The following is a 12,770-nucleotide window of genomic DNA, read 5'->3' on the forward strand; positions in this document are numbered from 1 at the left end:
GAGAACACCATGCCAGCACTGAAATGGGGCCTCATCGGCGCCAGTGATATCGCTGCCACCCGGGTCATCGCCGCGATCCATGCCAGCGGCGGCGACACTGTCGGCGTCGTCAGCGGATCTGGCGAACGGGCCAGCGACTTCGCTGCGAGCCACGAACTGGCCCGCTTCACCACCGACCTGGACGAGCTGCTGGGCTGGGACATCGATGCCGTCTACATCTCCTCGGCCAACGCCTTGCACTACGAGCAGGCAGTCAGGTCCCTGAGGGCCGGAAAGCACGTCCTGTGCGAGAAACCCCTCGCTCTTGAGGCCGCCCAGGCCGAGGCAATGGTCAAACTCGCAGAGGAAACCGGACTCATTCTCGCCGCCAACCACCACCTGCCCGGCAGTCCCCTGCACGCCAAAGCACGTGAACTCGTCACCGCCGGAGCCATTGGCACCGTCCTCTCGGCCAAAGTTGCGCACGCCGTCCTCCTGCCCGAACGGCTACGCGGCTGGCGGCTGGGCCAAGGGACCCCCGGCAGCGGCGTCATCCTGGACATCACCTGCCACGACGCTTCGGTCCTGAACCCTCTGCTGGGCACACCGGTTGCCGTCACCGCATTCGCGGTCCGGCAAGCCGGATGGAACACCGGCGGCCAGGAAGACGCCGCCATGACCATCATCCGATATGAGCGCGACGGATTACCCCCTGTCTTGGCCCAAACCCATGACTCCTTCACCGTCGGATACGCGATGACGTCACTGGAGGTCCACGGCACAAGTGGCACCATCCGGGTCTTTGACGCCATGACCCAGGACACCAAGGGCGAGATTCTCCTGACCACGGAGGATGGCACCAATACGGTCGACGTCGATTGCTCCGAGGATCTCTACGTCATCGGCATGCGCGCCTTCACGGAGGCCGTTGCCGGCACGGGTACCCCCACCGCCACCGGCCGGGACGGCTTGATGGCCCTCAAGGTCGCCCTCGCAGCCCAGGAATCCGCAGCCTCCGGACGCACCGTCCGCATCAACTAACAGCCAGGAAGAACATCATGCAGAAAGTACAAATCCTCTCAGCCCGTGCGGCCGCGGACCTCATCAACGACGACGACGTCATCACCGTCAGCTCCTCCAGCGCCCTGGGCTGCCCGGACAGTGTTCTGGCCGGAATCGGCCAGCGGTTCGAGGAAACATCACACCCGGTAAACCTGACGTCTGTGCACCCGATCGCCGCCGGCGACATGTACGGAGTCAAGGGCATCGACCACATCGCCCGCCCGGGCCTCCTGCGCAAGGTCATCGCCGGTTCCTATCCCTCCGGCCCGTCCAGCGCCGAACCACCCAGGATCTGGCAGATGATCGAACGCGAGGAGGTGGAGGCCTACAACTTCCCCTCCGGCGTGATCTACCAGATGCACCGCACCGCCGCCGCGAAACAGCCCGGCGTCTTCACCCAGGTCGGACTCGACACCTTCATCGACCCGCGCCTGCAGGGCGGCCGCATGAACGGCACCACCCCGGCCGCCCATGTCGAAACCGCCACAGTGGCCGGACAGGAATGGCTGTTCTTCCCCTCGGTCATCCCCAACGTGGCCATCATCCGCGCGACCACCGCCGATGAATACGGCAACCTGACCTTCGAGGACGAAGGCTCCCCTCTGGGCGCCCTGGACCTGGCCTACGCGGCGCACAACAACGGAGGCGTAGTCGTAGCCCAGGTCAAGCGCGTGGCTGAAGCCGGGAGCCTGCACCCCCAGCACGTTAAGGTCCCCGGCATCCTCGTGGACGCCGTCGTGATCGCCGAGGACCAGCTGCAGACCACTCTGACCCCCAACGACCCGGCCATCTCCGGGCAGCTGCGCCGGCCCCTGAGCTCCCTCCCCCACGTCGGCTTCTCCATCGAGAAAATCACCGCACGCCGCGCCGCCCAGGAGCTCAAGGCCGGTGAAATCGTCAACCTCGGCTTCGGCGTCTCGGCACTCGTGCCGCACATCCTGGTCGAAGAAAACCAGGGCCGGGAAGTCAGCTGGGTCATCGAACAAGGCGCCGTCGGCGGCATCCCGCTGCTGGACTTCGCCTTCGGCTGCGCCCAGAACCCCGACGCGATTATGCCCAGCATCGACCAGTTCACCCTTCTGCAGGGCGGCGGCTTCCACCGTTCCCTGCTCTCCTTCCTGGAGATCGACCGCCACGGCAACGTCAACGTCCACCACCTGCCCCAGAAACGCCACGTCACCGCAGGAGTTGGCGGCTTCGCCGACATCACCTCCTCCGCCCCGGAAATCATCTTCATGGGAGCCTTCACCGCAGGGCGCCGTGACATCGGCGCGGGCGAGACCGGCCTGGACATCCGTTCCGACGGGCCCTTCACCAAGCTCGTCAACGACGTCTCCGCCGTCACCTTCTCCGGGCCGAGGGCCCTCGCCCGCGGCCAAAAGGTCAAATACATCACGGAACGCGCCGTACTGGAACTGACCCCCGACGGGCTGGTCGTGACCGAAATCGCCCCCGGCATCGACTTGCAAAAAGACGTCCTGGACCGCAGCGAATTCCCACTGATCGTCTCAGAGAAACTGCGCACGATGGATCTCGCCCTCTTTGCCGAAGCACCGGTCGGCCTCCACCTTCCCCCGCTGCCGCTGCACGAGCGGATCGAACAGCGCTCCCCCTCCCTGGCCGTGCACTGACGCCCGGCCGAAACGCCTGAAAGGACCCCATCGATGAGCAGCTTCCGCATCCTGACCCCCTACGAAACCGAACTCGCCGACGCACTGTTCGAGGCCATGTTCCCCTCCGACGGAGACAGCCCCGACATCCGTGACGCCGGGGTCACCGAATACCTCGACCTGACGCTCGAAGGCTACGGCCGCAAGGACCTGCCCAGGTACCAGTGGCTCTTCGGCGCCCTGGACCGCTACGCCGAGAACAAGCACGGACGGAACTTCGCTGCGCTGACCCTGGACGAACGCACCGACGTGCTGCTCCTCCTCGAACAGGGCGAACTGAGCGACCAGCTGCCGGTCAAGGACCAGCGCGATCTCTTCGGACTCGTCGTGGCCCACATGCAGGAAGGCCTGTTCGCCGACCCGGCCCACGGCGGAAACAAGAACGCCGTCGGCTGGAAATTCCTCAAGCACCCCGGGGTATGGCTGGAAAATTCCGCCGAAGAAAACCTCAGCGCCGAACACGCGACGAAGGACGGGGTCATCAAGACCCTCGCCGACGCGATGCAGGAAATCCCGCGCGATACTGAAGGCCACAAGCTCAAGCAGCTCGGCTATGAGAACGCCGTGAACCCGCAGATGACCGACGAAGTGGACGTCCTTCTCGTCGGCGTCGGCGCCATGGGCGGACTCAGCGCCCAGGTCTTCGCCGAATCCGGCCTCAGCGTGGTCGGCCTGGAAGCCGGCCCGTTCCGGCCGCTGGACGAATTTCTCCCCGACGAGCTCGAACACGCCTACTACACCCGAGGCGGGCTGGGCCCGAAATTCCAGCAGGAAACGCCCAGGTGGCGCGAATCCACTGATGAGGAGGACAGCCGCGAAGCGACCTTCTCCCTGGGCCGTATGGTTAACGGCGTCGGCGGGTCGGCGGGTCACTACGGATCCTGGCTGCGCCGCTTCCACCCCTGGCAGTTCGCCCCCAAGAGCCACTACGACGGCCTCTACGGGGCCAGCGCCTTGCCGGAGGACTGCACGCTGGCCGACTGGCCGGTCACGTACGAGCAGCTCGAACCCTACTACACCAAGCTCGAGCACCTGATCGGCATTGCCGGGGATGAGTCCAACCCGTTCATCAAGCGCAGCAAGCCGTTACCGCTGCCGCCCACCCGCCCGTTCATTCTGGGCAACAGGTTCACCGAGACCACCCGCGCCGCCGGACTGCACCCGCACCCGGTCCCTGTCGGATTCACGACCGAGTCCTACGGCGGACGCCCCGCCACCGGCTACAGCGCCTGGAACAACGGCCTGGGCTCCTTCCGCGGGGACCGCTGGCACCCCGGCCTGGGCCCCGTGCCCGCGGCCATCGCCACCGGCAACTTCGAACTGCGCACCCACGCCCGCGTCACTCGGATCATCATGGACGAATCCGGTGCCGCCCGCGGCGTCGAATGGGTCGATCCTCTCGGTCGGGTCCGGCGCCAGTACGCCCGCGCCGTGATCCTCTCGGCCTACACCTACGAGAACCTGCGACTGATGTACCTCTCAGCCGATTCCCGCCACGAAAACGGACTCGGCAACAACACCGGCCAGCTGGGCCTGCACTACATGACGAAAATGTTCGGCCACGTCGATGCACTATTCCCCGGCACCGAATTCAACCGGCACACCGGCCCGGCCGCGCAGGGCGTGGTCCTGGACGATTTCCTCTCCCCCGAGTTCCGTTCCCTGGACCACGGCTTCATCGGAGGCGCCACCCTCGGCGCCGAGCAGCAGGCCCTGCCGCTGCAGATCGCCCGCGAAACCCTGCCTGAGGACGTCCGCCGCTGGGGCGCCGGCTACCGCGACCACCTGAAACTGTGGTCCCAGCAGGGGGTCATCCGGATCCAGCCCGACGCTCTGCCCTACGCCTCGCACCGGCTGGAAATAGACCCCCGGCACCGCGACTCCTCAGGCCTGGGCATGCCGCTGGTCCGGGTGACCTACCGACTGCGCGAAAATGAACGCCGCCTGGCCTCCTGGATGGCGGACAAGGCAACAGGCCTGCTCCAGGACATGGGGGCCACCAAAACCTGGCAGGGCCCGTATTTCACCGGCGTCGGCTCCAGCCACGACCTCGGGGGCGCCCGGTTCGGCTACGACCCCGCCGCCACTGTCCTGGACGAGAACCTCGCCGTCCATGACACCCGCAACCTCTACATGTACTCCGGCGCCGCCTTCCCCAGCTGCCCCGGCATCAACCCCACCCTCACCATATGGGCCATCGTCATGCGCGCAGCCGAACACCTCGCCGGCGAGCTCGGCGGCCAGCGAAAGGACCAGCCATGAGCACCCCGACCCCCGCGGTCACCAAAGAAGCCACCGGACAGGTCACCGTCGAATACTCAGCGGACAGCCACACCGCCACCATCCTGATGGACAGGTCTGCAAAGCTCAACGCCCTGACCCTGGGACTCCTCGAGGACCTCGCCTCAGCAGCGCGCGAAGTGGCCGCGTCGTCCGCGCGGCTGGTCATCGTCCGTACCGCCGGTGACAAAGTCTTCTGTGTCGGAGCCGACATCAACCACTTCGCGGACCTGTCCGCGGCAGGGATGTGGCGGGACTGGATCGCCACCGGCCACCGTGCCTTCGCTGCCCTCGCTGGGCTGCGCCAGCCCAGTATCGCCGTCATTGACGGCCTCGCATTCGGCGGCGGACTGGAACTCGCCCTGGCCTGCGATTTCCGCGTCATCGCCGCCGAAGCACGCGTTGCCCTGCCCGAGACCGGCCTCGGGACCGTCCCCGGCTGGGGCGGCACCGAACGCGCCACCGAACTGGCCGGCCGGGCCAGAGCCAAGGAACTGGTTCTGACCCGCCGCCAGCTCTCAGGCGAGGAAGCCCTCGCCTGGGGTTTGGCCACTGCGGTCTCACCCAAAGCCGCACTGGAGGAGGCCGTGGCCAAGCTCAGCGCCGACCTGCTCGCGGGCGCGCCGCTGGCCGTGCAGCTGGGAAAGCAGCTGATCGACGCCGCGGCCGACGGCGCACCGTCCCGCGTGCTCGAAGCCCTCGCCGGCGGCCTGGCCGCCGCCACCGATGACCTCGCCGAGGGCATCGCCGCCTTCCGGGAAAAGCGCACCCCGCACTTCACGGACAACTAGTCCGACCCGCCAACCCCCACACTTTCTAAGGACGAACGACATGGAAACCAAGAATTACACCCTTGACGACGTCGAGCCCACTTACCGGCCGATGATCATCGACGGCGAAGACGCCCAGGCCCGGAGCGGAGAGACGTTCACCCGGCTGAGCCCCGCCCACGAAGTTGAGGTCAGCTCCTACCCGCAGGGCGCGCAGGAAGACGTCGACCGTGCCGTCACCGCCGCCCGACAAGCCCTGGACCGCGGCTGGCGGCAGTCCACCGGCTCTGAGCGGTCCAAGCTTCTGCTTAAAGTCGCCGACCTCGTCCGCCGCGACGCCGAAGCACTGGCCCTGGCCGAAACCCTCGAAACCGGCAAACCCATCACGCAGTCACGCAACGAAGTCGCCGGCACCGCCGAGCTGTGGGAATACGCAGCCAGCCTCGCCCGCAACACCCAGGGTGAGGCCCACAATGCCCTCGGACGCGACACCCTTGCCATGGTCGTCCACGAACCCATCGGCGTCGTCGGCATGATCACGCCTTGGAACTTCCCGCTGCTGATCATCAGCCAGAAACTTCCCTTCGCCCTGGCCGCGGGCAACACCGCCGTGGTCAAACCCAGCGAAAGCACCTCCGCGACCACCGTGATGCTGGGACAACTCATCCGCGAGGCGGGCTTCCCGGCCGGTGTCGTCAACGTCGTCACCGGCGACCGGGTTGTCGGTGCGGCCATCGCGGAGCACCCGGGAATCGACATGATCAGCTTCACCGGCTCCACCGGCGTCGGCAAGGGCATCGCCTCCGCTGCGGGCCGGGACCTGAAGAAAGTCGAGCTCGAACTCGGCGGGAAAAACCCGCAGATCATAACCGCCAACGCGGACTTCACAGCCGCGGTCGACGCCGGCGTTTTCGGCGGATACTTCAACGTCGGGCAGTGCTGCAACTCCGGCAGCCGCCTCATCGTGCACCGCTCCATCGCCGACGAATTCGCCGCTGCCGTCGTCGAACGCGCCAAGCACATGCGCGTCGGCGATCCCCTGAAGGCCGACACCCTCGTTGGATCGCTCGTCAACGACGCCCAGCTCGCCGTCGTCGAACGTTACGTTGCCGAAGGCCGCGAGGCCGGAGCGCACCTGCTCACGGGTGGAGACCGGCTCGAGACCGGCCTCAACGGCCGGTTCTTCGAGCCCACCGTCTTCACCGAAGTCACAGCAAAGATGTCAATCGCCACCGACGAAATTTTCGGCCCCGTCCTGTCCGTGTTGCCCTACGACACCCTTGAGGAAGCCATCGGAATTGCGAACTCCACTTCCTTCGGGCTCTCTGCAGGGATCTGGAGCAACGACATCAACGAAGCACTCACCGCCGCCCGTGACCTGCGCGCCGGTACCGTGTGGGTCAACCGCTGGATGGACGGCTACCCCGAAGTGCCGTTCGGCGGCTACGGACACAGCGGCATCGGCCGCGAACTCGGCCGGCAGGCCCTGGCCGAATTCAGCGAACTGAAGACCATCCAGCTTCAGGTCGGCATTCGCGAAAACCGCTGGGTCGATGCCCCCGACGCACCCCGCTCCTGAACCCTTCTGAAAACCCTGATCCGCCTAAATCCCGCACCCTCCAAAGGAAACGAACATGACTGCCCCCGCCACCACCGCTCCGGCACACGCGCCCGCCGTGCTGCCCACGATGCTGCCGCTCACGCTCCCGGCAGGCTACGAAGTCCCGGCGGAGTTTGCCGAAGCCGCCGCCAAAGCCTGGAAGAGCGCCTCAGCAAAACTCACCGGACTCATCACCACACACCCTGACCGGTTCCCCCTCTACACCGAGGGCGGCAAGTGGGTCGTCGAGGGCGAAGCCTGGACCAACTGGTGCGAAGGGTTCCTCGGCGGCCAGCTCTGGATGCTCTCCCGCCGGGCCGAGGAGGCCGACCAGGCCCGCTTCCGCGCCGCGGCCGAGCACTACTCCGAACTCATCGAAGAGCGAAAGAGCGACGACACCGTCCACGACCTCGGCTTCCTCTTCTGGTCCACATATCGGCGCTGGTTCGAAGCCACCGGCGACACCGCCAAGCGCGACGTCGTCGTGGAAGCGGGACGCACCACCGCCAGCCGGTACCGCGAAGCCGGCCGCTACATGCCCAGCTTCCGCCAGCCCGACAGCCTGTTCATCGACATCATGATGAACATCCACATGGCCCTCTACGCCGCCCAGCAGACCGGGGACCAGGACATGGCCCGCAAAGCCGTGGACCACTGTCTCACCACCCGTCGGTTCCTCATGCGCGGGGACGGCTCCGCCTCCCACGAAGGCATGTTCGACCTGGAAACGGGCGCCTTCCTGAAGCAGACCACCCAGCAGGGTTTCTCCGACGACGGCTCCTGGGCACGCGGGCAGGCCTGGGCCCTCTACGGCTTCGGCACGGTTTACCGCTTCACCGGCGACCGCCGCTTCCTCGAAACCGCCATCGCCGCCGCCGACTTCTACATCGAAAAGACCGGCGACCGCCTCGTTCCCCCCAACGACTGGGAAGAACCCGCCCCAGTCCGGCCCCACGAAACCTCAGCCGCAGCCGCCGCAGCAGGCGGCTTCTGGCAGCTCGCCGGGCTCGTCCAGGACCGCACCAAGGCCCAGGTCTACGCCGACTACGCTGTGAACATCCTCCGCCGACTCACCGAGGGCGACTTCCTCGCCAGCCCGGAAGAGGAATGGGAAGGCCTGCTCAAGCACGGCAGCTACCACGAAGGCAAGGACCTCGGCGTCGACGAATCCGTCATGTGGGGCGACTACTGGTTCCTCGACACCGTGGACCAGATCCAGCAGTTCGCCGAAGCCCAGCGGAGCCGGTGATGACCATGTCCTGGGCGACCATCGACAACGCACCTCAGCCGAAAACCCCGGCAGAAGGCGCGGTCCCGGACGAGGTGATCCGCACCGACATCGCCATCATCGGATCCGGCATGGGCGGCGGAACCATGGCCTACGCCCTGAAAGACTCCGGCGCCAAAGTCCTCATCATCGAACGCGGCCACCGCCTCCCCGCGGAACCGCAGAACTCCGACCTGGAGGAGGTCTATCTCAGGGGCCGCTACAAAAACGCCGACACCTGGTACAACGGGCAAACGGGCGATCCCTTCAAACCAGGCGTCTACTACTGGGTGGGCGGGAACACCAAGGTCTATGGAGCCTGCCTTCCCCGCTTCCGCGCCAGCGACTTCGAAGAAACACAACACCACGACGGGACATCCCCGGCCTGGCCTTTCAGCTACGCCGACCTCGAACCCTATTACACGCGCGCCGAGGAACTCTTCCAGGTCCGGGGACAGATCGGGGAGGACCCGACCGAGCCGTTCCACTCCAGCACCTACCCTCACCCGGCGCTGGACCATGAACCGGCTATCCAGGACCTCGACGACTCATTGCGGCGGCAAGGGCTGCATCCCTTCCGGATGGCCAACGGACTGGATGCGGACACCCCCGCAAAGCGCGCCCTCTGCGCCACCAGCGACGGCGCCCCCAACCAGGCCGGGCTGAAGTCCGACGCCGAAAAGATCACCATCAACCCGGCACTCGACAGCGGCAATGCCACCCTGATGACCGACACCAAAGTCATCCGGCTCATCCCGGGACCGGACGGACGCACCATCGTCGCCGCCCTGGCCGAACGCCACGACCAGATCATCCGCATCGAAGCCGACAGGTTCATCCTCGCCGCCGGAGCCGTGAACTCGGCAACGCTGCTGCTACGGTCAGCAACGAAGGAACACCCCCACGGAGTGGCCAATTCTTCCGGGCTGGTCGGCAGAAACTACATGGTGCACAACAGCACCTTCTTCATCGGCGTCAACCCGTTCAAAATCAACAAGACCCTGTGGCAAAAAACCCTGGGACTGAACGACTGGTACGAGGCCGGACCCAGCAACCGGTATCCCCTGGGGAACCTTCAGATGCTCGGGAAGCTGCGGGCCAGCATGCTGAAAATGGCCCGCAGCTGGGCACCCAACCCGATCCTCAAAGCAATGTCCGACCGCAGCATCGACATCTACCTCACCACAGAAGACCTGCCCCGCCGGAGCAACGGCGTCACCCTGGTCAACGACAAAATCCACGTCTGGTGGGAGCCGAACAACCTCGATCCCCACAGGGAACTGGTCCGCCGGGTAAAAAGGGCGGTCCGGAAAGCCGGATACCCCGTGATCTTCACGGAACGAATGGGTATCGAAACCAACTCCCACCAGTGCGGCACAGCAGTGGCGGGACACGACCCCCACTCCAGCGTCCTGACCCCGGACTGCCGCGCACACGACCTGGACAACCTCTGGGTGGTCGACGGCTCGTTTTTCCCTTCCTCCGCGGCGTTGAATCCCGCCCTGACCATCGCAGCCAACGCCCTCCGCGTCGCGGAGATCCTTCTCTCCGAAGCCAACACGCCCGGTCGGGCACACCAGGCCGCCACGAAGACAACCCAGGTAGATTGCAGTGACCCTCAGCCACAGCCCTGCACATCTCCGCCGCCCCGGAAGGCAGCGTCTGACCCGGGTTTTAGAGGTGAGGATTGGTAAAGTCAGGGACGGGGAGCGCCGCTTCTCCGCCTATCGAACCACCGGCAGGATTCCAGCATGGCCCCGCGCATCACCCTCGAAGACGTGAGCAAGGCTGCCGGCGTCTCACGTTCAACCGCTTCGCTCGTCGTTCGCGGAGACTCACGCATCCCGGAGTCCACCGCCGTCAAGGTCCGCGACGCCATGAACGCGCTTGGCTACGTCTACAACCGGCAGGCCGCCAACCTGCGGCAAAACCGGTCAATGACCATCGGGCTCATCGTCACCGAGATCATCAACCCATACTTCGCCGAGCTGGCCATGGCCGTCGACCAGATTACCCACGACGCCGGCTACACGATCTTCATCGGCTATAGCCGGGACGACGCCCAGCGACAGCACGAAATCATCGCCTCCATGATCGAGCGCCAGGTCGACGGGCTCCTCCTGCTCCCGGCCCCCGACACCGACCCGGAAAAGCTCGCCAAGCAGGTCAACGCCGCCAACGTCCCTGTTGTTCTGCTCGCCCGCCAGTTCCCTGGTTTCGACTACGTGGGGAGTGAAAACGTCAAGGGCGCGGCGATGCTGGGGCAACACCTTGCCGCTCTGGGCTGCAAGAGCGTGGCGTTCATCGGTGGCCGCGCAGCTTCCTCCCTCGCTGAGCGGGAGGAGGGCCTCCGGAGGTCACTGGAGCCCAACGGATGTGAGGTGTGGAGCACGGATGATTTCCGCAGCCCCATCACCCCGGAAGGAGGCACCGACGCTGTAGGCCGGCTCTTGGATCTGGGCCGTCTTCCGGACGCGGTCGTCGCCTATAACGACGCCGTTGCCCAAGGCATCTACGACGAACTGCGGCGCCGCGGGCTAGAACCCGGCCGGGACATCGCAGTAGCCTCCTTCGATGACACGCGTATTGCCCGCAGCCAGATCCCCCCGCTCACGTCCGTAGCAGGATTCCCCCAGCAAATCGGCGCCAAGGGCAGCGAGTTGCTGATGAACCGCTTGACCGACGGAAACGCCGACCTACCAAACCAATTGGCCCTTATCGAGCCTCAACTAAGGATCCGGTCCTCAACCGCCACCTGGCGCCCCCGGACATGATCACACCATGCGTGGCGCTGCGGCCTTGAGTCCAGGCAACCAACTGGTCCAGCAGACAGGAAACTCATGCTCCACGAAAAGATCCTTGCCTCCGGGACAGAATTCGACCCGGACTCTCCTGACAGGCAGGCAGAGTCCGCACTGCAGTCTCTGATAGAACGCATCGAACACGAAGTCAGCACCATGCAGTTGAGCAGATTCAGCCAAGCCGATGCCCTCTCCCTCGGCCTGTTGCTGGTCAATCTGGCCACCGAGCGAAAGCTCCCGATTGCCATCGATATCCGCAGGAACAAGCACGTCCTCTTCCACGTCTCACTCCCCGGGGCGACACCTGACAACGACATCTGGATCCAGAGAAAGAGCAGGACAACGGAGCGGTACGCCGAACCGTCACTACTTGTGGGGCTCAAGGGTCGGCTCGGCGGCGGAAGCTTGGAGGACAACGGATGGTTCGACCAGACGCGCTTTGCCTCCCACGGCGGGGCCTTTCCGATTCATGTGGAAGGTACCGGGCACGTCGCCACAGCAACCGTTTCCGGACTGCCACAAAAAGCCGACCACGACCTGGTCGTGGAGGCATTGACGTTGTTCCGCGACCGCAACAAGGCCTGAGAAGGCCTCCGCCAGCCTGTTGTAGAGGGGTGACTTGGGGCACCCGCATAGGTCTAGGCCGCCGGAGCAGCATCTTGTGAGACAGCGAAGCGAAACGCAGTCGCGGCGGTAATCTCCTAGTGACACACTGTCTCGTTGCAGGTCTCGAATCCTTCGGTGCAAGACGCTTTCTCATCGAGTGTCCTGCCGTCGCTTAGGATCTCGCCGCACCGGAACCACGCCATCAGGCGGATGCACCTCAGCCACAATGGGGAAAGGAACCTCCGAGCCGCTTCTGCCAACTCTCAGCAGAACCCGTAAACAAGACGCATACAGTCATGCGCTTAGCTGAGAACGTCGCCATGAACAGTCATGAACAGTCATGACATCAAGAAATGCATACCAGCCAACGCAGCACCGCTCCCCCAGCCGGCGTCAGGTCATGCCGTTAGCGGCCCTCCCCACCATGAACAGATAACCAGCGACAACGCCACCCAACCCCCGAAAGGAGGCAACGGCCACCAACAAAAAAGCCCCCGAAGGAGCCATAAGTGAACAGCTTGTGCACACTCAGAGGCTCTCAAGCCCCTGAACAGGGAAAACACTGTGCCCGAGGTGGGACTCGAACCGGGTTCCAGCCCTTGAAAACACTGGACTCCCGCCCAAACATACGGGATCCGGGCCAGTCCGGCACCGGTACGGCCCAGTCCGCGGCCCAAAGTGTGGACACTGTCCACACCCCCGATTCTCCCCACCCAAGGCCTCCCCCAAATTGCC

General features: G+C 65.3%; 9 protein-coding genes. All 9 read left to right on the forward strand.

Annotated elements, in window-relative coordinates; all coding sequences use genetic code 11:
* Positions 1–9: 9 nt before the first annotated feature.
* The 9 genes from AC1MFL_RS01135 (at position 10) to AC1MFL_RS01175 (ending at position 12,014) form a co-directional block, all read left to right on the forward strand.
* On the forward strand, positions 10–1,020 hold the full coding sequence (locus tag AC1MFL_RS01135; RefSeq protein WP_479812778.1) for a Gfo/Idh/MocA family protein: 1,011 nt from the start codon (positions 10–12) through the stop codon (positions 1,018–1,020).
* Positions 1,021–1,037: 17 nt separating this feature from the next.
* Entirely contained in the window at positions 1,038–2,672 is a 1,635-nt protein-coding gene (locus tag AC1MFL_RS01140; RefSeq protein ID WP_479812780.1) for an acyl CoA:acetate/3-ketoacid CoA transferase, read from the forward strand.
* A 33-nt stretch (positions 2,673–2,705) separates the two neighbouring features.
* Positions 2,706–4,973 carry a gluconate 2-dehydrogenase subunit 3 family protein gene (locus AC1MFL_RS01145; RefSeq protein WP_479812782.1) on the forward strand — a complete coding sequence of 756 codons (2,268 nt, stop codon included), beginning with the start codon at positions 2,706–2,708 and terminating at the stop codon, positions 4,971–4,973.
* Positions 4,970–5,782 (forward strand): enoyl-CoA hydratase/isomerase family protein, encoded by an 813-nt coding sequence (locus tag AC1MFL_RS01150; protein WP_479812784.1) that lies wholly within the window; start codon positions 4,970–4,972, stop codon positions 5,780–5,782. The genes AC1MFL_RS01145 and AC1MFL_RS01150 overlap by 4 nt, the downstream gene beginning before the upstream one ends.
* 40 nt (positions 5,783–5,822) lie before the next feature.
* A complete protein-coding gene (locus AC1MFL_RS01155; RefSeq protein ID WP_479812786.1) occupies positions 5,823–7,340 on the forward strand; it encodes an aldehyde dehydrogenase family protein in 1,518 nt (505 codons plus the stop codon).
* A gap of 55 nt (positions 7,341–7,395) precedes the next feature.
* Entirely contained in the window at positions 7,396–8,610 is a 1,215-nt protein-coding gene (locus tag AC1MFL_RS01160; protein ID WP_479812788.1) for a glycoside hydrolase family 88 protein, read from the forward strand.
* Entirely contained in the window at positions 8,610–10,322 is a 1,713-nt protein-coding gene (locus AC1MFL_RS01165) for a GMC oxidoreductase (protein ID WP_479812790.1), read from the forward strand. The genes AC1MFL_RS01160 and AC1MFL_RS01165 overlap by 1 nt, the downstream gene beginning before the upstream one ends.
* 57 nt (positions 10,323–10,379) lie before the next feature.
* A complete protein-coding gene (locus AC1MFL_RS01170) occupies positions 10,380–11,402 on the forward strand; it encodes a LacI family DNA-binding transcriptional regulator (RefSeq protein ID WP_479812792.1) in 1,023 nt (340 codons plus the stop codon).
* Between the two features lie 66 nt (positions 11,403–11,468).
* Positions 11,469–12,014, forward strand: a complete 546-nt coding sequence (locus tag AC1MFL_RS01175) for a heme-degrading domain-containing protein (RefSeq protein WP_479812794.1) — start codon at positions 11,469–11,471, stop codon at positions 12,012–12,014.
* The last annotated feature ends 756 nt before the right edge of the window (positions 12,015–12,770 follow it).

The organism is Arthrobacter sp. BG3, from assembly GCF_056680185.1.

Excerpts from the sequence above, each read along its gene's own strand:
- AC1MFL_RS01135 (WP_479812778.1), top strand. The coding sequence starts at position 10 with ATGCCAGCACTGAAATGGGGCCTCATCGGCGCCAGTGATATCGCTGCC.
- AC1MFL_RS01140 (WP_479812780.1), top strand. The coding sequence starts at position 1,038 with ATGCAGAAAGTACAAATCCTCTCAGCCCGTGCGGCCGCGGACCTCATC.
- AC1MFL_RS01145 (WP_479812782.1), top strand. The coding sequence starts at position 2,706 with ATGAGCAGCTTCCGCATCCTGACCCCCTACGAAACCGAACTCGCCGAC.
- AC1MFL_RS01150 (WP_479812784.1), top strand. The coding sequence starts at position 4,970 with ATGAGCACCCCGACCCCCGCGGTCACCAAAGAAGCCACCGGACAGGTC.
- AC1MFL_RS01155 (WP_479812786.1), top strand. The coding sequence starts at position 5,823 with ATGGAAACCAAGAATTACACCCTTGACGACGTCGAGCCCACTTACCGG.
- AC1MFL_RS01160 (WP_479812788.1), top strand. The coding sequence starts at position 7,396 with ATGACTGCCCCCGCCACCACCGCTCCGGCACACGCGCCCGCCGTGCTG.
- AC1MFL_RS01165 (WP_479812790.1), top strand. The coding sequence starts at position 8,610 with ATGACCATGTCCTGGGCGACCATCGACAACGCACCTCAGCCGAAAACC.
- AC1MFL_RS01170 (WP_479812792.1), top strand. The coding sequence starts at position 10,380 with ATGGCCCCGCGCATCACCCTCGAAGACGTGAGCAAGGCTGCCGGCGTC.
- AC1MFL_RS01175 (WP_479812794.1), top strand. The coding sequence starts at position 11,469 with ATGCTCCACGAAAAGATCCTTGCCTCCGGGACAGAATTCGACCCGGAC.